Genomic DNA, 22,624 nt, shown 5'->3' on the forward strand with positions numbered 1-22,624 from the left:
GATTCGCCTTTTCCTTCTACGCCCCCTCTTCTTCTATTCTACTTTGATCTCTTTTCTACGTCCCATATACCACTGATAAAACCCTTCTGCCAACTCTATCGGCACATCTGTTACCCCTTTATGACTCACGGGTTTGGCGCGATTGACCGTTTTGATCGAAGCAAGTCCTAGCTGCTTTTGCAGGAGACCTCTTTTGACGTTGACCTCTATGATCTTCTCTCGTTTTGACACAAATAAAGTCGTGGTAAGGCTCCCTGTTTGGAACTGAATAAAGTGATCATTCAAGGTGTATCGCGTGTTGGTAAATTCAATGACTTCGAAGGCCAGAATGAGCAGTGTCAACGCAATGGATATAACCCACCACGCTTGCTCCCACCCCCAAATATTCGGCTTGAAATAGGAAAGCACACCTGTGCCTATGATCCAAATCCAGCTCGATCTGACCAAGCGAATCCATAATGATTTTTGAGGGAGACTCGTCATTTCTTCCGTCACTTCATACGCAGGCAATATTTCTGAGATCATCTCATACGCACGTTTTACCGGTAAAAATGGATAGAGTGAGCTGACATCCTGTTTATCTTTATCCGAATCACTATCCCCGCCGACAACAGTCAGCTTGACTTCGGCGAGGCCCAACATGCGCTTTAACAAGGATTGTTTGATTTTAATCGCTTGCACTCTCTCTTTTGCGATCGAAAAAGCTGTTTCTTCGATGACTCCTTTGGCAATGTAAATCCGCTCGTGATCCGACGAAATCTCATATTTTCCGTAACGAATATAGGTCGTGACCATGCCGAATACGATGGATAGGACGAGAAGTCCAACGGCTGTCAGCGTGATCCATGTCCACGAGCTCGTAATAAGCGAATAAATACCTACTACCTGCTCCTCCACGTCGATATATTCGGTGAGCTTGAAATATGCCCATACCAGTAACGTAATCATCCCGAGGAAGCTGAGAGAAGTGAAGGAAGCCTTGATAATCTCTTTTTTCGTTGGCGTAAAATGAATGATTCGCTCAGGAGTGGTATACGGCGTACTGATTTCCTCTGAAGAGGTCGCGTCACCTTCTTTCCCTTTAGCTCCAGCATCCAGTCGATCCGCTTCGATTACAGAAATCACCGCGAATTCGACGCTAGAATCATCCCCAACCATCCCTGTCTCAAACCGGATAGAAGTCACTTTAAAAATCCGGTGCAGCAAGGTCGTATGTCGATTGACGTTTTGGATTTTGGTAAAGGGGATCGTTTGCTTTGTCTTCGTAAAAATTCCTTCGTATAGATGGAAAGCCGTATCATCCAGCCTATACTTGTACGAAATCCATTTCAAAACCAGATAGACCAGCATCCCTACTACATAGATGTAAAAAACAATTCTCCCGTACGTAATGAATGCGTTCGTCGAGTCATAATTGAACACAAACAAAATCAACGCAGGAAAAAACAGATGCTTTACTTGAGTGATGAGATCAAAAAGGATATTTAGTGGATGGTATCGTTTTGCTTCCATCACTACTCCACTTCCTTTAATTTGGCGTAGTGAGCAATCTGTTCTCTTAATTGAGAAGCGACATCTCCCGGCAGTCCTGGAATCTCGTGCGAGGAGCCCATTGTTTTTATCGAGATGGTGTACAGCCCGTACTTTCGTAAAATCGGTCCTTGTTTCGATGAGACTGCTTGGATTTTCGTCATGGGGACAAGGAAATGTCTCTCTATGATCACCCCGAATTTCATTTGCAGGAAATCTTCGTCGATATCATACCGCCAGCTTTTATATAAAAAATACGGCTCGACAAACGACCAAATCGTCGCGATCACACCGATAACGAGCAATCCATGCAAACTCCATCCGATCCATTCCTTCCAAGCAAAACGATCATCTAGATAATAGAGGACGGCCAAAATAACTAACCCGATCACAACCGTGATCCCCTCGGTAATAAGCTGTACTTTGAACGCATCCTTGGACAAGCATTTTTGCGGTGCGTTGATTGGAGATGGCATATCATCACTCCTGTATGTTAATTACGCTATCAATTCGCTCTTTATTTCATACGTAAAACAATCCGCCCGGTTTCTACGGACGAATCGTCAATTTTTCATGCAGCAAACGAATACTCTTATGCCGTTCGAATCATACTAAATGATGGAGAAAACGGCTTGTATAAATTATCACATTATAATCATTATAAAAAACTTGACTTACTGAATCATTTATTAAATAATAATCATTGTAAATTATATTCAAGCATGCCTCGTAACGCATGTCCTGAATATGTACTATACAAAAAAACATATAAAGGAGCTAACACTATGTCACTCATCGGAACTGAAGTATTGCCTTTCAAAGCACAAGCATTCCAAAAAGGTAAATTCCTCGAAGTAACAGAAGCAAACTTCAAAGGTCAATGGAGCGTAGTATGCTTCTACCCAGCAGACTTTACTTTCGTTTGCCCTACTGAACTTGAAGATCTGCAAAACCAATATGCAACTTTGAAAGAACTCGGTGTTGAAGTATACTCCGTTTCCACAGATACGCACTTCACTCATAAAGCATGGCACGCAAGCTCTGAAGCAATTGGTAAAGTAGAATACATCATGATCGGCGATCCTTCCCATGTTATCTCCCGCAACTTCGATGTATTGATCGAAGCTGAAGGTCTGGCAGATCGCGGTACATTCATCATCGACCCAGACGGTGTCGTTCAAGCTGTTGAGATTACTGCAGGTGGCATTGGCCGTGATGCAAGTGCTCTGATCAACAAAATCAAAGCAGCACAATATGTTCGCAACAATCCAGGTGAAGTTTGCCCAGCAAAATGGCAAGAAGGTGGCAAAACACTGAAACCAAGCCTTGATCTCGTAGGCAAAATTTAAGGTGTGATATAAAATGGCCCTTGACCAAGAAATCAAAGCGCAACTAGAACAATATCTCGAGCTCTTGGAAGGCGATATTGTACTCAAAGTCAGTGCAGGCACCGATGAGGCATCTTCTGAGATGCTTGCACTGATTGATGAGTTAGCCAGCATGTCTTTGAGGATCAGTGTGGAGAAAGCAGAACTAACTCGCACACCTAGCTTTAGCGTAAACCGTGTCGGTGAAGATACTGGCGTCGTTTTTGCTGGTACTCCACTGGGTCACGAATTTACTTCCTTGGTATTGGCTCTCTTGCAAGTTAGCGGAAGAGCTCCAAAGGTCGAGCAAAGTGTCATTGATCAAATCAAAGACCTTCGTGGTGAATATAAGTTCGAAACTTACATCAGCTTGAGTTGCCACAATTGTCCAGATGTTGTCCAAGCTCTGAACTTGATGAGTATCTTCAATCCTGGTATTACTCATACAATGATTGACGGTGCCGTATTCAAGGACGAGGTAGAGAGCAAAAACGTGATGGCTGTGCCAAGCGTTTTCCTCAATGGTGAATTTTTCGAAAGCGGTCGTATGACAGTGGAAGAAATTCTTGCCAAGCTGGGTTCTGCTCCAGACGCATCTGAGTTTGACAATAAAGATCCTTATGATGTGCTTGTTGTCGGCGGTGGCCCAGCAGGTGCAAGTGCGGCGATCTATGCAGCACGCAAAGGGATTCGTACTGGTCTCGTTGCTGAACGCCTTGGCGGTCAAGTCAATGACACTTTGGGCATTGAGAACTTCATCAGTGTGAAATACATTGAAGGTCCTCAGCTCGCAGCCAACTTGGAGAAGCAAGTAAAAGAGTATGGCATTGATGTCATGAAGCTGCAACGTGCCAAGCGTTTAGAGAAGAAGGATTTAATCGAAATTGAACTTGAAAACGGCGCTGTTCTGAAGAGTAAGACAGTCATCTTGTCGACAGGTGCTCGTTGGCGGAATCTGGGTGTACCAGGTGAAGCAGAGTTCAAGAACAAGGGTGTAGCTTATTGCCCTCACTGCGATGGTCCTTTGTTCATAGGCAAAGATGTTGCAGTTGTTGGTGGCGGTAATTCAGGTGTGGAAGCAGCGATTGATCTCGCAGGTATTGTGAAACATGTAACGGTTCTGGAATTCTCGCCAGAACTGAAAGCTGACGCGGTATTGCAAGATCGTCTCTACAGTCTGCCAAATGTCACTGTACTTAAAAACGTTCAAACCAAAGAAATTACGGGTACTGATAAAGTAAACGGCATTTCTTACATCGAACGTGAGACAGGTGAAACCAAGCACATTGAATTGCAAGGTGTGTTTGTACAGATCGGTCTGGTACCGAATACAGATTGGTTGGGAGACACGATTGAGCGCACTCGCTTTGGTGAGATCGTGGTAGACAGCCATGGTTCGACAAACATCCCTGGTGTTTTTGCAGCCGGTGATTGCACAAATAGTGCTTATAAACAGATCATCATTTCGATGGGATCTGGTGCTACTGCGGCTTTGGGAGCTTTCGATTATCTCATCCGCAACTAAAAACAAAGCCACTCCTTCTCAAGGGAGTGGCTTTGTTCATTTATTCGGTTATTGGGTACCCACATTGATAAACGGAGTAGCTCCACCCGTCACGTTCGGCAGCTTTCCATCCCATTTGCGGATCGCTTCGAGTTGCGCCTCAATCTGTCTGAGCTGAATCAGCTCTGGCGTAACCTCTTGCTTTTGCAGGCGCAGTGCTTGTGCCTGTGCTTCTGCTCTCGTAATTTCTTGCTCTTTCTCGATCTTGATCCGCTCCAGATCCAGCTTCGATTTGAGCGCTTGCTGCTCGGCTACCTGCTTGGATTCAATGGCGCGGTTGAATTCATCACTGAAAGTAAACTCGCGAATATTGATTTCGTCGAGGATGATGTTATAGTTTGCCAGCTTTTTATGCAGAACTTCTTTTACCTTTTGGCTGACCTCTGAACGCTTGGATACCAGTTCTTCTGCTGTGTATTGAGCGGTAACGGCTTTAAATGATTCGGCAATGGCAGGATCAACAATTCGGCTATTGTACTCTAATCCCACTTGCTGATACAGTTTGTTGACACTTTCTGCATCCAAATGATGGTTAACGGCAATCGTCGTAGATACGGTTTGCAAGTCACGTGAAGCAGAAGTCTGACTCATTTCTGATTTTTGTACCCGCACTTCCATCGGCACCACGGTTTGGATGAACGGAATTTTAAAATGCATGCCCTCTTGCAGCACTTTTGGCTGTACCGCTCCCAGTTGCAGCACAACTCCACTGTGCCCTGCGGAAATAATCGTAAAAGATTGCGTGCCAAGCAAGACCAACACAACCAGTACCACAATCGTTGCGATCAGCTTTCCTCCTGCTTGAAAGGGACTCATTTTTACAACATTTTTGTCGCTCATACTCGTCCTCCCTCTATCTATACATGCTCATTCATTTATACGAGGGAGTGGGCTATAAGTTTCAAGAAATTTATGAAAAATACATGTCATGAACGCTCTGCTTTCGATGCTTCTAAAAGAACATGTGCCATACGCTCTGCCTCGATTTTGCATAGCTCAAATTCAACTTCACCAGATACATGCGAAATCAATTGAATGACTTCCTCACAACCGTGATTGCATATTAAAAACTGTCCCCACCGCACTTCCGCCCGTGGTACCTTGCGAGCGGAAAAGCCGCTTTGAAAGCCACCAAGACTCATATCAATGCACATCTCCTATCCGAAAAACAAATCTACAATATTCATCGTTGACGAAGAATTCTGTTTATACATCTCACTATAACCGCAATTCACACAGCTGATCACATCATACACCTGGTACTGAACATTCAACATGCGCGATAAGCCACCGCCTGTAGCTGACATCTGTGTCACAGTTGTACGCGTGCAGCCGCATTTTATACATCCTCTGCGTCCACTGTTACGATTTGACGTAGCTCTCTCTTGCCTTGTACACCTGCACTGGTTATTTTGATCCAGATTTTCGTTGCATATTCCGCATGCTCCCAACATCTTACCACCTCAACTCATTCGATTATCCACAGTCCCCTCATCATACCCTTTATTTGGAAAACAAGGCAAAGAAGATTGTTGAAGGAACTCCTCTTTCTCACTACTATAGAGACAAGAAGGGAGATGATTCATATGCTACACCCTTATGTACGAAGAGCCGATTACGGCTCTGAGCAAAGAGTTCCCCTTTCTCTTGGTTCAGAGCCTTCCCGATATTGAGTTGAGGATCTCTTTGCTCATCTATATACGCACATCACGCTATATAGATAGGAGCAAAGCACATGAAATACAAAAATGCACAAGACCTCTTGCCAGACGATCTGCTGCGGCAAATTCAACATTATGTACAAGGAAGTTACTTGTACATCCCGATCCACCACGAAAATAAGCGACAATGGGGCTCCTCCACAGACACAAAGCAATGGCTAAACGAGCGCAATCAAGCGATTTTGCAAGCCTATCGCGAAGGGGCTTCTGTCAAAATGCTCGCCCGGAAGCATTACTTGACCGAACACAGTATTCGACGCATTATACGTGGACATAAATGAGACAGAGAAAAGGTCGACCGTGTGTCTATTTCCCAATTGCGTTACACTCCTTTTTAAGATCAGCCAGTCAGGAGGGACAACGTATGAACCAGATTCACTTTCTCGACATTTCGTTTATGTACAATGGATCTGCACAGGTCATTACCCCGGTGCTGTTGCAGGATGAGCATGAAATGATCCTTGTGGACTGTGGTTATCCGGACTTTTTGCCACTGCTTCAGGAGGCCGCACACAAGCAACAGCTTACGCTCGACGACCTAACGAAGGTCATTGTTACGCATCACGATATGGATCACATCGGTTCTTTGGCAGCGTTAAAAAGAACCGATCCGCACCTCGAAATCATCGCTTATGAAACCGAAGCACCATACATCACCGGACAAAAAACATCTTTGCGATTGGAGCAGGCGCAAGCAACACAGGACCATCTGTCGTCGGATGAAAAGCAGCACGCTAAGGAATTTATTCGCTTTTTGCAGTCCATTGAGCCCACTACGGTTGATAAAACCGTAACGAATCATGAACGTCTACCTTGGTGCGGAGGAATCGAGGTCATTCACACACCTGGACATATGCCGGGACATATATCGTTATATTTGATCCCAAGCAAAACGCTGATTGCCGGAGATGCTGTTGTGATCGAAAACGGTAGACTCGAAATCGCCAATCCGGCCTATACGATGGATATGCAGGAAGCGATTCGCTCTGTCCGCCACTTACTCGAATATGACATCGAGCAGTTGATTTGCTATCACGGTGGATTGTTTCAGGGGGATGTCAAGCAAGCGCTGCGGGAGCTACTCCAAGCCTACGACCCGACCCAGGAGGTTTTGAACGGATGAAACAGAACAAATACGATGAGCAAGGTTTTTTCATCAAATACAGTCAAATGGCTCGTTCGGTTGAGGGACTGAACGCCGCGGGAGAATGGCACGCGTTTCGGGAGCTACTGCCTTCCCTTCACGAGAAAAAAGTGCTCGATCTAGGCTGTGGCTTCGGCTGGCACTGCCGATATGCGCGTGAGCAACAGGCCCGCTCCGTTGTGGGTGTGGACCTTTCCGAAAAAATGCTGGCGCGTGCCAGAGAGACGACAACTGATCCCGCCATCGAGTATCTGCGTCTTCCGATTGAAGATATCGATTTTGCTTCAGAGGAATTCGACGTCGTCATCAGCTCCTTGGCCATCCATTATGTGGAGCGCTTTGACCTGCTTTGCCAACGTGTTTATCACTGTCTTGCTCCTGGAGGTCCCTTCGTTTTCTCCGTGGAGCATCCCGTCTTCACTGCTCTCCCTGAACAAGACTGGCATTACGGACCTCAAGGCGAACGCTTGCACTGGCCAGTGGACAACTACCAGCAGGAAGGCATCCGGCAAACCACCTTTCTGGATCATGAAGTCATCAAGTATCATCGAACGTTTTCGAGCTATATGAACGATCTCCTTGCTGCCGGATTTCACCTAACAAAAGTCGCTGAACCTGGTCCTCCTGAAGAAATGCTGGATATACCTGGGATGCGAGACGAAATCCGTCGGCCGATCTTCTTGTTGATCGCCGCCAGCAAACAAGCATCCTAACCAATAAAAAAAGCACCCCGTCATCCACATCATTTCCGTGTTTGGACGGGGTGCTCTGTTATTCCCCAGCAGCCTCCAGATTTTTAAACTGGTTGTAAAACAGTTGATAATAGGTACCTTTTTGCTCGATAAGTTCGTCATGACTGCCTTTTTCCACGATCTCTCCCCGATCCACAACCATAATCGTGTCGGCATCCCGAATTGTACCCAGCCTATGCGCAATCACAAAGCTCGTACGCCCCTCCATAATAGTAAGGAGCGCATCCTGGATATTCAGCTCTGTGCGTGTGTCGATGCTGCTTGTCGCCTCGTCGAGTATCAGCAGCGACGGCTTGGCGAGTATGACACGGGCTATCGCCAAAAGCTGACGTTGTCCCTGACTCAGGTTGCCCCCATTTTCCGTCAGCATCGTATCATAGCGCATCGGGAGTCGATTGATGAACACGTCCGCATTTGCCATTTTCGCAGCGGCTACTACCTCCGTATCTGCCGCATCCGGCTTGCCGTACATAATATTCTCCTTGATGGTACCGGAAAACAAGTACGTATCCTGCAAAACAAAGCCAAAGCTGCGCCGCAAGCTGTCCCGGGAATACTCTCGAATGTCTTTTCCATCCAAATATATCGTTCCTGAGGTCACATCGTAAAACCGCGTGAGCAAATTCACGATGGTGGTCTTGCCTGCACCCGTCGGTCCGACTAACGAGATGGTGCTCCCTGCCTGTGCCTCGAAGCTGATATTTTTCAAAATCAATTGATCCGAACGATAGCCGAAGCTAACCTGATCAAAGACGACGTGACCCTTGGGATGTGCAAGCACAGTGGCACCCGGATAATCCAATGGCTCCTCTTGTTCATCCAATACCTCAAACACACGCTCCGCGCCAGCAACACCGGATTGAAGCACATTGAAAATGTTCGCGAGGTCGTTCAGCGGACGAACAAACTGTCGGGAATAACTGAGAAAGCTCGCAATAACACCGACTGTGATCAATCCTTTTACAGCGAGAACGCCTCCTACAATCGCCACCATGGCAAAGCCGAGGTTGTTAATCACGTTCATGATCGGCATGAGAAAGCCTGTCCATACCTGTGCCTTCATCCCGATCTTGCAGAGCCGGTCATTGATCGTCGTAAAGTCCTCAATGGCCTTTTGCTCATAATTGAAGGCCTGCACCACCTGAATGCCAGAAATCGTCTCTTCAATGTGCCCGTTCAGCTTGCCCAGCTCCATCTGCTGATTTTTGAACAGTACACTTGTTCGTTTGGCAATCGTGCGTGTGAGCAGAAACACGAGTGGCACCGTGATCAAGCATGCGAGTGTCAGGATCGGAGACAAGACGAGCATCATCACCAGCGAACCAAGTAACACGATTCCCCCTGACATCAACTGCGTTGTGGATTGAGAGATGGAGTTGCTGACGTTGTCGATATCATTCGTGAGCCTGCTCATTAACTCCCCGTGCGTACGCTCATCGAAATAAGCAATCGGCAGCTTTTGCAGCTTGTCAAAAAGGGCTTGCCTCAGATTCGTGACGATCCGTTGCGAGATGCCTGCCATCAACCAGCTTTGCAAAAACGTCAACGCCCCATCCAAGATGTAAGAGCCGAGCAAGGCAAGAATGATGATAGACAAAAAGCTAAGAGCTTCCTCGCCACCTGTCATCGCATCAATCGACTTTCCGATCAAATATGGCGCAGACAGCATGAGTAATGCATCGACAAAAACAATGACAAATACAATCGGCAGCAGCTTTTTTTCTTTGCCAAAAGCTTGCCAGAGCCTTTTTAGCGTACCTGAAAAATTCTTGGGCTTACTCACTGGACCTCTGGCAGCACCATGTCCAAACCCTCGGCCAGGTCTCGGTGAAAAGACCGGTTGTTGCTTCTGTTGACTCACCTTACTTCACCTCCCGGCCGATTTGTGACTGAAAGATTTCCTGATAGACCTGGCAAGAGGTCATCAGTTCGTCATGCGGACCGATGCCAGCGACTTCTCCATTGTCGAGCACGATGATTTTATCCGCATCCATGACAGACGTAATCCGCTGTGCGATCAAGATGCAAGTGAGGCCAGCCGCATAGGCTCGGAGCGCATCCTTAATCTTCCCTTCTGTCGCCACATCTACCGCGCTGGTACTGTCGTCGAGAATGAGGATTTCCGGCTTTTTCACCAAGGCTCTGGCTATAGAAATACGCTGCTTTTGCCCTCCAGAGAAGTTGACTCCTCCCTGCCCTACGCGTGTCTCATAGCCTTCAGGAGTGGCGGAGATGAACTCGTGAGCCTGTGCCATGCGTGCCGCTAGCTCGACCTCCTCGTGGCTCGCCTCTGCCTTGCCCCAACGAATGTTTTCCATCACCGTGCCTGTAAACAGCATCGTTTTTTGCGGTACGATCGCCATTTTTTCACGTAATCGCTTGGGTTCGATGTCTCGTACATCCATGCCATCTACCCGAATCGTGCCTTCCGTTACATCATAAAACCGTGGAATCAAGCCAACCAAACTGCTTTTTCCAGCGCCTGTCGACCCGATAATCCCGACGGTCTCTCCAGGCAGACAAGTAAACGAAATCTGCTTGAGTACTGGCTGACCGCCACCTCCGTCATACGAGAAGCTGACCTGTTCGAAGTCGATACGTCCCTTTTTGCCTGCAAGCTCATGAGGTTGTTCCTCTTTCCAGCTCATTTGGTTTTCTTCAGCAAATACTTCTCCGATGCGACCTGCCGATGCTTTGGCCCGCACGAACATGTTAAATACCAAGGAAATCATCATGAGTGAAAACAGAATTTGCGTCATGTAGTTCGTAAACGCGATGATATGACCGACTTCGATGCTACCTTGTTCTACGCCAAGACCCCCAAGCCAGAGGACCGCGACAATTCCGAGATTCATCGTCAGCATGATCGCGGGACTGAAGATGGACATAACCCGCGTAGCCGATACCGATTTGGATTGCAGTTCTTCGTTTGCCCGTGTAAACTTGCCACGCTCAAAATCAAAGCGATTGAATGCCTTAACGACTCGTACGCCAGATAAATACTCACGCATCGCACCGTTCACCCGGTCAAGTGCTTGTTGCACCTTCAGAAAAAACGGAAAACCAATTTTCATGTTCAAGAAAATAAACAATCCCACAATAGGTACGACAATTGCGAGAATCACAGCTAAATTCAAGTTCAATTGGGTTGCCATAAACAACCCGCCAATGCACATCAAAGGCGCCTTGACGAATATTCGCATCATGCCGTTCACAAACATCTGCACTTGATTGACGTCATTGGTCAGACGTGTCACGAGCGAGGCTCTGTCGAACTTGTTCAAGTTTTCAAAGGATAAGGACTGCACTTTTGAAAACAAATCTGCGCGCAGCTGCGCACCAAAGTTTTGCGAAACGTATGTGGCCAGCACATTGCGGATCGATGCCGCGACTGCCCCCAACGCCGTAACGAGCAGCATCAGCCCGCCTGTCTTGAGCACGTAGTCCATATCCCGGTTTGCTACACCCGTATCGATAATGTGCGACAGGATCGTCGGCTGCAAAAGATCACATACCGCCTCCAAAGCTAAGAAAAACATGGAAATCCCGGCGACTACGCCGTATTTTTTTATGTAGGTTGTGTAAAAGCGCATCCGTTCACCCCATCTGTGTTCTTACGTACAAGATAACGCTTAGCTAGCGAAATGTCACGAGTGATTGTCAAAAGGAAAGTGTGGGGGCTTACAGGTTTTTCCTAGCATCGTCGTCGAAATCATAGGCGATCAATTTTTGCTCGAATGGGAGATGAAAGGATGGCTCAATCACTGTTAAAAGGCATGGAAGGGGTTTTTATACCCGTTACTAACCCGGGTGCATCTGCAAAATGGTATGAAGAAAAGCTTGGGTGCAGACCTTTGTTTGTGGAAGAGGAAGCGATTACGATGCGGATTTCTGATGAATCAAGCACCCTGATCTGTCTCGTCCGCGTAGAGAACCATCAGCCGATGACATTTCCGGAAAATCGTTTTGGTGTCGGCAAATACTATAATTTTCTACCCGCGGACATTGAGGCTGCACATCAACTATTAACAGAGCGTGGAGTGATGGTAACGCCGATTGATGAATTTGGGTCTACGAAGGTGCTGACGTTTTTTGACCCAGACGGGAATCCGCTTGGAATGTGCCAGTACTGACAAAAAAGGGCAAAAAGCTGGAATCACTTTTTCGATCCCCTGCTTTTTGCCCTCATTTCGTTTACTCGGTCTTTTATTCCTGTGGAACAGCGCCTTGATCCATATACAAGAACTCCCACAGATGGCCATCCAAATCTTGAAAGCTCCAGCTGTACATGAAGCCGTGGTCAACCGGGTCTTTCGATGGAGTGGCGCCCGCAGCTAATGCTTTGTTTACAATCTCATCGACCTGCTCTTTGCTGTCCGCCGACAACGCGACAATTACTTCGGTGCTTCTCGTTGCATCCGTCAGCTCTTTTTTCGTAAACGTTTGGAAAAACTCTTCGACGAGCAGCATGGCAAAAATGTTTTCACCGATCACCAGGCATGCTGCATTTTGATCCGTAAATTGCGGGTTGAATTCATAGCCGATTGCTGTAAAGAAGTCGATCGATTTGTTGAGGTCTTTCACCGGTAAATTGACGAAAATCTGTTTGGATTGCAATGCCATGTGTACTTCCTCCTCGGGTTTGTTTTTCCTTGATGTCTATATCCTAGCATTTCTGATTGCCCGAGGCTTCTTATGGATTGCTATTTTGCCACGAAGGTATGTGGCTTCCCTATTGAGTTTCTATGCCGATGGACACTCAGAATGAGACCGAGGACAGCGAAATGAGCTAAAGCAGTTCCTATTCTGCTATAGCTGAGAAAAGGAATTTCAAGTTGTGCGATTGGCACCATGCCTGTTGACATCAGCAGAGGCCATAAGAAGTACACCGAGAATAAAGGAACGATGCTGATTATGAGATGCTTGCCATATGGCTCGTCCACTTCCTTGACGACCCGAACCAGTCTCATCATAAACAGGGTAACGGCTAACAAGATCAAGAGTCCAGCAATCCAGCCATAGCTATAGATTAAATACGTGAACTTGAAATCGGAGTCTATTTGAGGGAATTGTAAAGACGCACCGAAGCCCTTTCCCCAAAAACCTGCCGAGCGAATCGTATCCATCGCTAAGAGATAAAAATAACCGCCTCCTTCAGGATCTTTCATCGGTTGCATCCAGTCCAACAACTTATCAAAAGTGTGGTAATCCAATAACAAGGCAGCTAGATAAGCACCAACAGACGTGATGTAAAGGGGGAGCTTTTCTTTCTTAACTGTCTTCGTGTACATCAAGAGTACAACAAAACCAAATAAGTAAAGCTTAAGATTCAAATACTGTTGCGTCATCAGCAAAAATATAGTTGGCAGAAAAACAAACACAATCAGCTTAGAAGCAGTGCTCCGGAAGCGCCACGCCCTCGTAAGGAGCATACCTGCGACGCTGACGAGAAACAAATACATAGAAATCGTTCCAAAATCAGAAATCCCGAAACGATTGAAATGCACAATCACCCTTCCATAAACTGAATATTCATACCAAATAACAAAAAGAAAAACGCCTACAGTCAGCACGTATACATGCAATGAATATGCCAATAGCTTGCGATAGTCTGTAAAAGCCACCACAAGCATCACCCCGATACCCAGTAGGGCTGAAAGCCAATACTTGTCCAGCTTTTCCTCAAAGAAATTGACCGGAGTTCCATACATCGTAAACAGACCAACAGCCAGAAAAGCCATCACATACACTAGAATTCTCCACTCCACTCTGGGCTTATAAATCTGATGCAGCTGCTTCCCAACCGCAGCAGAATCCCCCATTTGCAAAATGGCTTGCCTTACCGCTTCTTCCTCTCGTGTCCCCTCTTCCATCTGCTCATCCATCAAATCTAACAGGTGACTTTCCAGCTCATCCCGAATTCTGCGATGCATTTCCGTTACCCGCACATGGCGACATACTTGATCGAGATAGTCTGCAATCAATGGATGTGTATTCGTCTGCTTCATGCTCTTCCCTCTCCCAGCACCCGATCAATCCCATCGCGGAACGTATGCCACTCGAGCTTTTTCTCCTTCAATTGCCCGCGACCTTCTGCCGTAATCCGATAGTATTTGCGTTTTCTTCCATCCTTTTCATCCCAATACGCTTCCACGTAACGCTCTGCTTCTAGCGCATGCAGGATCGGATACAGCGTCCCTTCTTTTAATGTAAACAGACCATTTGACTCCTTCTCGATGGCTTTCGCGATCTCATACCCGTACATTTCCTTTCGATCCAGCATCGTCAAGATCAGGATCACGGTACTGCCTTTTAAAAGCTCCTTATTGATTTTCATAGAACCTCCCGATTTAACCGCATATACCTAGATAAACAATACATCATAAATCTATGTATACGATTCTATCATCCAAATCTTGTAAGATCAACACATGTGTAACATTCAGCTTTCGAGAAACGTCTACCTTCTACAGATAAAAAATGGAAAGAGAAAGTGATTCTACCTATGAAAAAGACCAAATACGTCAACATTCTGTTAGCCCTAAGCCTTACTCTATCAATCGTTCCTTCTGTCGCACATTCCGAAAATGCCATCCGTTCAGACAGACCGGAAACGACAGTACTCAAGTACGTTCCGACAGAAAAAGAGATTCAGGTACCACCTGGACTAACGGAACCATTTTTCGTACCATTTGCAGGATCGAGTCCGAATGATCCCTATTACAAAGAGTTCAAGCAGAAATGGTTCCCTCATTTTGCCCTTGTTTCTCCGACCGGGAAAGTAATCGATCAGCAGGAAGCGTTATTATATCCAGGCTACATCAGTCCATTGCAAGACGGGTATGGCTTTTTTCATATCATTACCCACTTTGGTAACAGCTCGTTTATTATTTTCGATAAACAAGGCAACACACAGGAAATAACCACCTATAACGATTACTTCACGCAAATAGACGGAGAGTGGTTTTTGTATTCTCCCACAAGCTATACCTCTTATCTGTACAATGCTCGTACGAAAACATCCAAACAGATCACGGATGGGGCAATATTCACGATGACAAGTGAGCAAACAGGAGTAACAACTTACGACATTCATCATTACCCTTTTGTCCAATACAACAAAAAGGATGGTATGATTCTCTCCTCCAAATTAGGATTGAAAGACATGAATGGAAAAATACACGCGAAGCCATTTTTTGATGAGTACATGGGTTACAGCGAAGGATTGCATCGAGTGAAAATTAATGGCATGACCCACTTTATTACACACGAAGGAAAAGTCGTGTTGAAGCCATCCCGAAATTACAAGGTGGAATCCAACTTCCATTCCGGTGTTTTTATCGTGTCAGGCAAAAAGGACAAGGAAGAATTTTACTTATTGATGAATAAAAAAGGAACATTCGCTTCGAAAAAGTATGCCTTTCTGAAAGAGACGAGTGACGGACAGTTTATTGCGGTGTCGAAAACAAAGGACGGGTATTTCTTCCAGAAAATCAATGCGATGGACAAACCAACCACGACTCTTCCTTACAAGCTGGATAAACCAGAGCAGCTCAAACAATTGAAACAGACTGGAAAGCTCTTTCATACAGACACACAGATCATTGCAGACGTGGTGAACAAGCAGCCATTTCCGTTTCCGCTCAAGCTGCTCACGCCTCCTAGAAAGGAAACCGTTTCTATGGAATATACGATAGGTGGCAAGAAATATATCGGTACGTTTACGCATGATGGGATGAAGATATATGCCCGAGAGCTGAAATAGCTGCGAGATTAGTTCTGTTCCCTATTCTATAAACGAAAGGACGTTGTTCTATGGAACCAACAATTCTCTCCCGCGAGGAAACACTTGTAATTGGTATCACTTTTACGGCGAATGTGACAGAAGACTTGGGCAAAAAGCTCTCCGCTACAACGACTGAAGCTTTGCGAGCTAGAAAAAGCGAGATTCAAAATCAGGTTGGTGAGGGTGAATACCTAATCCAAATCTATCCTGACAAAGATGACTTCGATGCAGCGATAGATCCCTTTACCACCCTGATTGGCGTCGCAGTTTCCAGCCTCGCCGATATTCCTGAAGGGATGGTCAGTCACACGATTCCTGCGGGGACATTTGCAAAAGTAACCCACAAGGGATCCGAGGAAAGCTTGGGAGAGACGTATGGTTTTCTTTACGGGTCTTGGCTCTGCGAATCGGGATATGATTATGCCGGATTTGATTTTGAGTATTGGGACGAGCGCTACAAGCCAGAGCAAGAAGACAATGAGATTGATATTTACGTTCCGCTCTTCAAATAAGAGACATAGCGAAAAAACCAGGGAATCCGCTCCCTGGTTTTTCTGTTGTTACGATGTTATTATCTACGCACCCACTCCCCTGTCAGCGCATCCACCATATAAAGTGGGGTATCGTGATAATAAATATGATAGACGAGACGCGGCTCTATTTTCCCTGTAGCTGGATTCTCAATCAGCTTGTAAACCAATTGCAGCGGACGATGGGTGACGTATACGCTAGTCGCGTCTTCCCGTGACATTGCCTTGCTTTTGTCAGGGAGCGGTTTAGACTCCTCGGCATACGGGGGAATGATTCCGATCACCTGTTTCCTGTCCACATCAAAATGAACCGTGTACCCCCCCATAATCTGTACTCCCTGATGGGACTTGAAGAATTGATAGGTTTCGATGTTGCCTATTCTAGTGGTAGGACCAAGTAGCAGTTCTTTGGTGTCTAACGGAAGGTATTTCTGAAACTGCTTAGCTGCTTCTTGAACGTTTTCAAGCTTCGGATGAGGGAGCTTCTCCTCTTTCTCATGGATATTTCCATACCGATAGTCGACAATCCCCCCTGTTTCTGTCACCACGGTCAGTTCCATTTTCTGTTTGGTTCGCGTCTCTACTTTGTACGTATGTTCGCCAGAGCCTTGATGAACCACGAAGGAAAACGGAGGCTCGAATCCCCACTCCCGAAAAAGTCTATCTGCTTCTTCGATGTCAGGAGCTACCAGCTTCACGCCTCCCGGTTTCACCGGAATTGGCGGCATTTCTACGAGACTGTAATCGGGATGATAGCGTTCTGTGGGGTAAATTTCTCCTGTGATGGCATCGATATCACCTGAAAATGGAAACTCATATTGCAACCGCCCTTCCCCCTCTGAATACAGGAGCCGGGCGCTTTGCCCAAAAATTTGCTCAGCCTGCTTCACTGGCATTGCCTTTTTGGGATCAGGAAAGACCATGCGTGTCGTATCGTTTGTCTGTATCTCTTTTATATAATGCCTGCCCGCCTTGTCTATCGTAAATGTGTATTGGTCTTCCAGAACCGGAATGTTGTTAACCGTCTTGTTCATCACGACATGACCTGTTTCTGTATTGGACAGCGTGCCGTTTACCGCATATTGACTCGCATCTCGACCTGCCAATTCTTGCAGCAGCTTCTTCGCCTGCTCGTATACAGGATGGGCGGGAAGCTGCGGACTACTTGTTGCCGTCACCTGAGGGTCCACGCGTTCGTTTTGCCCCATACCAGCCATGATGTACAGCCCAAAGCCAGAAGCGATCACGACTGCTGTCATACCCGCTTTCAACGGATTCATGAACAGCCGTCTCCTCTTGCCAACCCGAATTGTTTCTTGTTCCAGCACAGTACGTAAACTCTCCACAAACTCCTTACGAGGGGGTGTACTTTTTTGCAGAGTCGCTAACCGTTCCAGCATATCTCGTTCATTTTGCCAATCCACTGTACAACTCCCCCTTCTTCGTATGCGACAGTTTGCCATGCAGCAGCTTCAGTGCCCGGTGCATCGTCGTTTTCACGTTTGATTCAGAACAACCCAGTATTTCGGCTGTCTCTTTGACGCTGTACTCTTTAATGCCACGCAGAATGACAACCATGCGGTAATGCGGTGGCAGTCCCTTGATCGCAGCGAGCAATTCCTGCTCGTCCTCCCGGCTTTCCGCTTCCTGTGCCGGATTCCCTTCCGAGGCTGACATCACGCCAGACAGCCAGTCCCCTGACAACAGCTTCTGCCACTTGCGTTTTCGATAGTAATTCATCGCTGTATGCTTCGCGATCGCAAACAGCCATGTCTTTACGTCAGATCGCTCTTCAAATCGTTCAAGTGAGCGAATCACTCGCAAAAAAACCTCCTGCGTCAAATCTTCTGCATCATTCTGACTACCGGCAAAGTACAGCAAAAATTGATACACATCATGATAATGCCGCTCATAGATGGCCATGACCTGATGTTTCATTTCTTCATACAAAAAAGCTCCTCCATTCTCTTGCTGTCGGCTGATCGACTACTTTCCTATAGCGAAAATTTTCACGGATACCCATTAGTGTCTTGAGCAGGAAAAAGGTTACAGCAGAATGTTTGAAAATGTTCAGGAATGCAACAGCGACGAATGGATCGGGTAGCCTATAATTTACATGAGTCCTGCTACTTTCCTGATAACACAAGAAGTAAGAACGGAGTGACCTGTATGTATAAACGGCTATTAGCTATCCCGATTGCCGCTTTGCTCCTCGTCCTGGCAGCCTGCGGCAATGGTGGACAAACGGGCGATTCAGCGGCATCGAAACCGACCAGATCGATCAATTACTTGGGCAACACTTATACAATTCCGGCCAGAACCAAAGATATTGTTTTCGTAGGCTTCCCTGCTTCGTATGAAGATTCTTTCTTGCTGGGAATCCCGCCCGTCGCAGCAACCATGGATAAAAACGGGAAATTTCCCGCAGAATATCAAGCCATGACCAGAAACGCCAAGCATCTCCCTTATAATATTGCAGATAACCTAGGTGAGCTGGTTGCCCTCGAACCTGACGTCATCATGACAACTGACAAGACCTCCAAGGAAAACTTGGCCAAATTGCAAACCACTGCATCCGTCATTCCCGTCTCTACGAACGGAGCTCATTGGCAAGAAAACTTGCGTCTGCTCGCTGATGTTCGTGGAAAAGATGCCAATTTGGATACTTTTGTAGGTAAAGTGAAGCAAAACGCATTGGAACTCCGCGACAAGCTCACTCCACTTCCAGAAAAGAAAGTGCTGACGCTGTGGTTCCAAGAAGGCTCCTTCTACGCCTATCCGAAGGATGAACGGTACAATTACCTGTTATATACGGACTTGGCCCTGCCTGTCCCAGATGTCGTTGCGAATATACAGGAGCGTACCGCACTCTCTATGGATGCTTTGGCAAAAGAAGATCCCAACTACTTGTTTGTGATGGTCAACAAAGAAGACCAGCCCGCTTTCAAGCAGTTGCAAGAGCAGCCTGCATGGACAAACCTAAGCGCAGTCAAAGCGGATCAAATGTACATGAATGCAGTTGAACCAGGATTAGCTGGTGGCACGGCCTACAGCAACCAATCGTTTTTAAATGCGATTCGAAAACAGATGCTAAAGATGAGTGAATAAAAAGATGGGCTTTGCTCATACTATACTCATCGAGCTCGGTGGTGTATTTTCAATCAGGCTGTAGTCCTTTACGGAGGCGATGTGCCATGGATGATTTACACGATCACCTAGTGAGTAAGGGAAACCGTACACTGCTTTAAGCTTCTAACTTCATACTGGAGGTAGATGCGTCGCACGTGATGATCGGTAACACCTCAAAACTAACGAGCTCGATATATGCCGTCTCCTTTATGGGGGCGGTTTTATTTCTTTTAAAACCCGTTTGTCGGGCGGTCGTGGTGGGGAGGAAACAGGAGAAAACGCTCAGCTTCTTGTCCCACCCGCTGAGGGATTCACTGCCCGGCTCCATGAAAAAAAGCGAAACCCGCGTCCAAAGTCGTCCATTCAGGCTGTGTCTCAGAGGTGGACGCTAAAAGCTTGTTTCCCTTTTTTACATTGCGCCTCGGTCGGTGTCCCAAAGATCTTCGCTTATTTCTCCTGTTTCCTCTACGAGCTTTCCGTGTTAAACGGGTTTTAAAAGATGGAAGAATGTGATCTGTTACGACAGAGAAGAATATTTCCAGACGTAGCGACTTGTGGAGTCCTACCGAGCGGAGAAGGGATTTGCGGGCAAAAGAAACGCAACGTGCCCGTGCGACGAAGCGGCTACCACTTTTGCGTTTCCCCGCAAATCCCTTCGGAGCGGACAGTCCTAGCCCCCAGCAGGACGGAGCCTGGAGCCTAGACTGGAAATATTCTTCTCTTCACCGCAGCCACATACATAAGAACCTCAAGTTGTTGCTGTAGTGCTGAGGAGGAAACAGGAGAAAACGCTCAGCTTCTTGGGCCACCCCCTGTGGGATTGACTGCCCGGCTCCATGAAAAAAAGCGAAACCCGCGTCCAAAGTCGTCCATTCAGGAGGTGTCTCAGAGGTGGACGCTAAAAGCTTGTTTCTCTTTTTTTCATTGCGCCTCGGTCGGTGTCCCAAAGATCTTCGCTTATTTCTCCTGTTTCCTCTACGAGCTTTCCGTGTTAAACGGGTTTTAAAAGCCTTAAAAGATGGAAGAATGTGTTCAGTTCCGACAGAGAAGAATATTTCCAGACGTAGCGACTTGTGGAGTCCTACCCAGCAGAGAAGGGATTTGCGGGCAACAGAAACGCAACCGTGCCCGCGCGACAAAGCGGCTACCACTTTTGCGTTTCCCCGCGAATCCCTTCGGAGCGGACAGTCTTAACCCCCAGCAGGACGGAGCCTCGAGCCTAGACTGGAAATATTCTTCTCTTCCCAGAAGCCACATTTTAGGAACCTTATGCAGTTGCTGTAGTGGTGGGGAGGAAACAGGAGAAAACGCTCAGCTTCTAGGTCCACCCCCTGTGGGATTAACTGCCCGGCTCCATGAAAAAAAGCGAAACCCGCGTCCAAAGTCGTCCATTCAGGATGTGTCTCAGAGGTGGACGCTAAAAGCTTGTTTCTCTTTTTTTCATTGCGCCTCGGTCGGTGTACCAAAGATCTTCGCTTTTTTCTCCTGTTTCCTCTACGACCTCTCTGTGTTAAACGAGTTTTAAAAGATGGAAGAAGGTGATCTGTTACGACAGAGAAGAATATTTCCAGACGTAGCGACTTGTGGAGTCCTACCCAGCGGAGAAGGGATTTGCGGGCAACAGAAACGCAACCGTGCCCGCGCGACGAAGCGGCTACCACTTTTGCGTTTCCCCGCGAATCCCTTCGGAGCGGACAGTCTTAACCCCCAGCAGGACGGAGCCTCGAGCCTAGACTGGAAATATTCTTCTCTTCCCAGAAGCCACATTTTAGGAACCTTATGCAGTTGCTGTAGCGGTGGGGAGGAAACAGGAGAAAACGCTCAGCTTCTAGGTCCACCCCCTGTGGGATTAACTGCCCGGCTCCATGAAAAAAAGCGAAACCCGCGTCCAAAGTCGTCCATTCAAGAGGTGTCTCAGAGGTGGACGCTAAAAGCTTGTTTCCCTTTTTTTCATTGCGCCTCGGTCGGTGTCCCAAAGATCTTCGCTTATTTCTCCTGTTTCCTCTACGAGCTTTCCGTGTTAAACGGGTTTTAAAAGCCTTAAAAGATGGAAGAATGTGTTCAGTTACGACAGAGAAGAATATTTCCAGACGTAGCGACTTGTGGAGTCCTACCGAGCGGAGAAGGGATTTGCGGGCAAAAGAAACGCAACGTGCCCGTGCGACGAAGCGGCTACCACTTTTGCGTTTCCCCGCGAATCCCTTCGGAGCGGACAGTCTTAACCCCCAGCAGGACGGAGCCTGGAGCCTAGACTGGAAATATTCTTCTCTTCACCGCAGCCAATACGCAGCACATAAAAAAGACCCTTGTCCTAAAACAAAGGTCTTCTCCATTGAAAACATTATTCACCTAAATCAACGTTATGGTACACCTGCTGCACATCGTCCAAGTCTTCCAAAGCATCGATCAGCTTTTCGAATTGGGCTTGTACATCTTCTGTTAGCGTGACTTCGTTTTGTGGCAGCATCGTCAGTTCAGCTACGGTAAACTCTGTGACGCCGCCATTTTTGAGTGCTTCTTGTACAGAGTGGAACTGTTCTGCATCTGCGTAAACAATGACAGCACCGTCTTCATCCAAAATGTCGCGCACGTCTACATCCGCTTCCATCAAGAGTTCCAGCACTTCATCAGAGGATTTGCCTTCAAAGCCAAATACCGCTGTTGGGTCAAACATGTAAGCAACCGAACCCGATACGCCCATGTTACCGCCATTTTTGTTGAAAGCGGCACGCACTTCAGGAGCTGTGCGGTTTACGTTGTTGGTCAGTGCATCCACGATGATCATAGAACCGTTTGGCCCGAAGCCTTCATAGCGCAGATCGCTAAATGTTTCATCAGAGCCGCCCTTTGCTTTATCAATCGCGCGGTCGATAATCGCTTTCGGTACGCTGTACGTTTTAGCACGCTCCAGGACGACCTTCAGAGCACGGTTGGACTCTGGGTCCGGCTCGCCTTGCTTTGCCGCCACGTAAATTTCCTTCCCGAACTTCGCATAAATACGACTGGTACTCGCGTCTTTAGAAGCTTTCTTCTCTTTAATATTGTTCCACTTACGACCCATAATCCCACTCTCTTTCAATATGACAGATTAAAAATATAAA

23 protein-coding genes are annotated in these 22,624 nt (G+C 46.8%); 9 read left to right on the forward strand and 14 right to left on the reverse strand.

The window, feature by feature from the left end:
* Nucleotides 1-33 precede the first annotated feature (33 nt).
* Nucleotides 34-1,515 (reverse strand): PH domain-containing protein, encoded by a 1,482-nt coding sequence (locus HP399_RS23460; protein WP_173619232.1) that lies wholly within the window; start codon nt 1,513-1,515, stop codon nt 34-36.
* On the reverse strand, nt 1,515-2,006 hold the full coding sequence (locus HP399_RS23465) for a PH domain-containing protein (protein ID WP_173619233.1): 492 nt from the start codon (nt 2,004-2,006) through the stop codon (nt 1,515-1,517). Before HP399_RS23465 ends, HP399_RS23460 begins: the two co-directional genes overlap by 1 nt.
* 309 nt (nt 2,007-2,315) lie before the next feature.
* On the opposite strand from HP399_RS23465, the gene ahpC reads away from it, so the two are divergent.
* Entirely contained in the window at nt 2,316-2,879 is a 564-nt protein-coding gene (ahpC, locus tag HP399_RS23470) for an alkyl hydroperoxide reductase subunit C (protein ID WP_106832905.1), read from the forward strand.
* 13 nt (nt 2,880-2,892) lie between these two features.
* Complete coding sequence (gene ahpF / locus HP399_RS23475) at nt 2,893-4,422, forward strand: alkyl hydroperoxide reductase subunit F (protein ID WP_173619234.1); 1,530 nt, start codon at nt 2,893-2,895, stop codon at nt 4,420-4,422.
* A 48-nt stretch (nt 4,423-4,470) separates the two neighbouring features.
* On the opposite strand, the gene HP399_RS23480 is transcribed toward ahpF, so the two are convergent.
* The 4 genes from HP399_RS23480 to HP399_RS31045 form a co-directional block, all read right to left on the reverse strand.
* Nucleotides 4,471-5,301: a prohibitin family protein gene (locus HP399_RS23480; RefSeq protein ID WP_173619235.1), complete on the reverse strand. Its 831-nt coding sequence runs from the start codon at nt 5,299-5,301 to the stop codon at nt 4,471-4,473.
* Between the two features lie 86 nt (nt 5,302-5,387).
* Entirely contained in the window at nt 5,388-5,603 is a 216-nt protein-coding gene (locus HP399_RS23485; protein WP_173619236.1) for a hypothetical protein, read from the reverse strand.
* A gap of 15 nt (nt 5,604-5,618) precedes the next feature.
* Nucleotides 5,619-5,768: a zinc ribbon domain-containing protein gene (locus HP399_RS23490; protein ID WP_238543350.1), complete on the reverse strand. Its 150-nt coding sequence runs from the start codon at nt 5,766-5,768 to the stop codon at nt 5,619-5,621.
* A 32-nt stretch (nt 5,769-5,800) separates the two neighbouring features.
* Nucleotides 5,801-5,923 (reverse strand): hypothetical protein, encoded by a 123-nt coding sequence (locus HP399_RS31045; RefSeq protein WP_255653782.1) that lies wholly within the window; start codon nt 5,921-5,923, stop codon nt 5,801-5,803.
* A gap of 273 nt (nt 5,924-6,196) precedes the next feature.
* On the opposite strand from HP399_RS31045, the gene HP399_RS23495 reads away from it, so the two are divergent.
* The 3 genes from HP399_RS23495 (at nt 6,197) to HP399_RS23505 (ending at nt 8,039) form a co-directional block, all read left to right on the forward strand.
* A complete protein-coding gene (locus HP399_RS23495; protein ID WP_173619238.1) occupies nt 6,197-6,463 on the forward strand; it encodes a CD3324 family protein in 267 nt (88 codons plus the stop codon).
* Between the two features lie 83 nt (nt 6,464-6,546).
* Entirely contained in the window at nt 6,547-7,305 is a 759-nt protein-coding gene (locus HP399_RS23500) for an MBL fold metallo-hydrolase (RefSeq protein ID WP_173619239.1), read from the forward strand.
* Nucleotides 7,302-8,039 carry a class I SAM-dependent methyltransferase gene (locus HP399_RS23505; RefSeq protein WP_173619240.1) on the forward strand — a complete coding sequence of 246 codons (738 nt, stop codon included), beginning with the start codon at nt 7,302-7,304 and terminating at the stop codon, nt 8,037-8,039. The genes HP399_RS23500 and HP399_RS23505 overlap by 4 nt, the downstream gene beginning before the upstream one ends.
* Before the next feature lie 58 nt (nt 8,040-8,097).
* Here HP399_RS23505 and HP399_RS23510 read toward each other — a convergent pair whose 3' ends face one another.
* Together HP399_RS23510 and HP399_RS23515 are read right to left on the reverse strand one after the other, a co-directional pair.
* Nucleotides 8,098-9,939, reverse strand: a complete 1,842-nt coding sequence (locus HP399_RS23510) for an ABC transporter ATP-binding protein (protein ID WP_173619241.1) — start codon at nt 9,937-9,939, stop codon at nt 8,098-8,100.
* Between the two features lies 1 nt (nt 9,940).
* A complete protein-coding gene (locus HP399_RS23515; RefSeq protein WP_173619242.1) occupies nt 9,941-11,671 on the reverse strand; it encodes an ABC transporter ATP-binding protein in 1,731 nt (576 codons plus the stop codon).
* A 159-nt stretch (nt 11,672-11,830) separates the two neighbouring features.
* Here HP399_RS23515 and HP399_RS23520 point away from each other — a divergent pair, with 159 nt between their 5' ends.
* Nucleotides 11,831-12,211, forward strand: a complete 381-nt coding sequence (locus HP399_RS23520; RefSeq protein ID WP_173619243.1) for a VOC family protein — start codon at nt 11,831-11,833, stop codon at nt 12,209-12,211.
* A 73-nt stretch (nt 12,212-12,284) separates the two neighbouring features.
* Here the strand turns inward: HP399_RS23520 and HP399_RS23525 are convergent, their stop codons facing one another.
* From HP399_RS23525 to HP399_RS23535, 3 genes are all read right to left on the reverse strand, one after another.
* Nucleotides 12,285-12,701 (reverse strand): VOC family protein, encoded by a 417-nt coding sequence (locus HP399_RS23525; RefSeq protein WP_106839428.1) that lies wholly within the window; start codon nt 12,699-12,701, stop codon nt 12,285-12,287.
* 80 nt (nt 12,702-12,781) lie between these two features.
* Complete coding sequence (locus HP399_RS23530) at nt 12,782-14,086, reverse strand: FtsW/RodA/SpoVE family cell cycle protein (protein WP_173619244.1); 1,305 nt, start codon at nt 14,084-14,086, stop codon at nt 12,782-12,784.
* Complete coding sequence (locus HP399_RS23535) at nt 14,083-14,415, reverse strand: PadR family transcriptional regulator (protein ID WP_048031793.1); 333 nt, start codon at nt 14,413-14,415, stop codon at nt 14,083-14,085. Before HP399_RS23535 ends, HP399_RS23530 begins: the two co-directional genes overlap by 4 nt.
* Before the next feature lie 168 nt (nt 14,416-14,583).
* Here HP399_RS23535 and HP399_RS23540 point away from each other — a divergent pair, with 168 nt between their 5' ends.
* Entirely contained in the window at nt 14,584-15,843 is a 1,260-nt protein-coding gene (locus tag HP399_RS23540; protein WP_173619245.1) for a hypothetical protein, read from the forward strand.
* A gap of 50 nt (nt 15,844-15,893) precedes the next feature.
* Nucleotides 15,894-16,376, forward strand: a complete 483-nt coding sequence (locus HP399_RS23545) for a GyrI-like domain-containing protein (RefSeq protein WP_173619246.1) — start codon at nt 15,894-15,896, stop codon at nt 16,374-16,376.
* Between the two features lie 59 nt (nt 16,377-16,435).
* Here HP399_RS23545 and HP399_RS23550 read toward each other — a convergent pair whose 3' ends face one another.
* Both HP399_RS23550 and HP399_RS23555 read right to left on the reverse strand, forming a co-directional pair.
* On the reverse strand, nt 16,436-17,818 hold the full coding sequence (locus HP399_RS23550) for a hypothetical protein (RefSeq protein WP_173619247.1): 1,383 nt from the start codon (nt 17,816-17,818) through the stop codon (nt 16,436-16,438).
* Nucleotides 17,802-18,344: an RNA polymerase sigma factor gene (locus HP399_RS23555; protein WP_173619248.1), complete on the reverse strand. Its 543-nt coding sequence runs from the start codon at nt 18,342-18,344 to the stop codon at nt 17,802-17,804. Before HP399_RS23555 ends, HP399_RS23550 begins: the two co-directional genes overlap by 17 nt.
* 219 nt (nt 18,345-18,563) lie before the next feature.
* On the opposite strand from HP399_RS23555, the gene HP399_RS23560 reads away from it, so the two are divergent.
* Entirely contained in the window at nt 18,564-19,502 is a 939-nt protein-coding gene (locus tag HP399_RS23560) for an ABC transporter substrate-binding protein (RefSeq protein WP_173619249.1), read from the forward strand.
* Nucleotides 19,503-21,864: 2,362 nt separating this feature from the next.
* On the opposite strand, the gene HP399_RS23565 is transcribed toward HP399_RS23560, so the two are convergent.
* The gene (locus HP399_RS23565) at nt 21,865-22,584 is read right to left on the reverse strand and encodes a YebC/PmpR family DNA-binding transcriptional regulator (protein WP_173621438.1); all 720 of its coding nucleotides are present in this window, start codon (nt 22,582-22,584) and stop codon (nt 21,865-21,867) included.
* Nucleotides 22,585-22,624: the final 40 nt, after the last annotated feature.

It is taken from the genome of Brevibacillus sp. DP1.3A (assembly GCF_013284245.2).
Taxonomy (GTDB): Bacteria; Bacillota; Bacilli; order Brevibacillales; family Brevibacillaceae; genus Brevibacillus.

Excerpts from the sequence above, each read along its gene's own strand:
- HP399_RS23465 (WP_173619233.1), bottom strand. The coding sequence starts at position 2,006 with ATGCCATCTCCAATCAACGCACCGCAAAAATGCTTGTCCAAGGATGCG.
- HP399_RS23490 (WP_238543350.1), bottom strand. The coding sequence starts at position 5,768 with ATGTCAGCTACAGGCGGTGGCTTATCGCGCATGTTGAATGTTCAGTAC.
- HP399_RS23525 (WP_106839428.1), bottom strand. The coding sequence starts at position 12,701 with ATGGCATTGCAATCCAAACAGATTTTCGTCAATTTACCGGTGAAAGAC.
- HP399_RS23500 (WP_173619239.1), top strand. The coding sequence starts at position 6,547 with ATGAACCAGATTCACTTTCTCGACATTTCGTTTATGTACAATGGATCT.
- HP399_RS23530 (WP_173619244.1), bottom strand. The coding sequence starts at position 14,086 with ATGAAGCAGACGAATACACATCCATTGATTGCAGACTATCTCGATCAA.
- HP399_RS23485 (WP_173619236.1), bottom strand. The coding sequence starts at position 5,603 with ATGAGTCTTGGTGGCTTTCAAAGCGGCTTTTCCGCTCGCAAGGTACCA.
- HP399_RS23495 (WP_173619238.1), top strand. The coding sequence starts at position 6,197 with ATGAAATACAAAAATGCACAAGACCTCTTGCCAGACGATCTGCTGCGG.
- HP399_RS23540 (WP_173619245.1), top strand. The coding sequence starts at position 14,584 with ATGAAAAAGACCAAATACGTCAACATTCTGTTAGCCCTAAGCCTTACT.
- HP399_RS23520 (WP_173619243.1), top strand. The coding sequence starts at position 11,831 with ATGGCTCAATCACTGTTAAAAGGCATGGAAGGGGTTTTTATACCCGTT.
- HP399_RS23505 (WP_173619240.1), top strand. The coding sequence starts at position 7,302 with ATGAAACAGAACAAATACGATGAGCAAGGTTTTTTCATCAAATACAGT.
- HP399_RS23545 (WP_173619246.1), top strand. The coding sequence starts at position 15,894 with ATGGAACCAACAATTCTCTCCCGCGAGGAAACACTTGTAATTGGTATC.
- ahpC (WP_106832905.1), top strand. The coding sequence starts at position 2,316 with ATGTCACTCATCGGAACTGAAGTATTGCCTTTCAAAGCACAAGCATTC.
- HP399_RS23560 (WP_173619249.1), top strand. The coding sequence starts at position 18,564 with ATGTATAAACGGCTATTAGCTATCCCGATTGCCGCTTTGCTCCTCGTC.
- HP399_RS23515 (WP_173619242.1), bottom strand. The coding sequence starts at position 11,671 with ATGCGCTTTTACACAACCTACATAAAAAAATACGGCGTAGTCGCCGGG.
- ahpF (WP_173619234.1), top strand. The coding sequence starts at position 2,893 with ATGGCCCTTGACCAAGAAATCAAAGCGCAACTAGAACAATATCTCGAG.
- HP399_RS23480 (WP_173619235.1), bottom strand. The coding sequence starts at position 5,301 with ATGAGCGACAAAAATGTTGTAAAAATGAGTCCCTTTCAAGCAGGAGGA.
- HP399_RS23565 (WP_173621438.1), bottom strand. The coding sequence starts at position 22,584 with ATGGGTCGTAAGTGGAACAATATTAAAGAGAAGAAAGCTTCTAAAGAC.
- HP399_RS23535 (WP_048031793.1), bottom strand. The coding sequence starts at position 14,415 with ATGAAAATCAATAAGGAGCTTTTAAAAGGCAGTACCGTGATCCTGATC.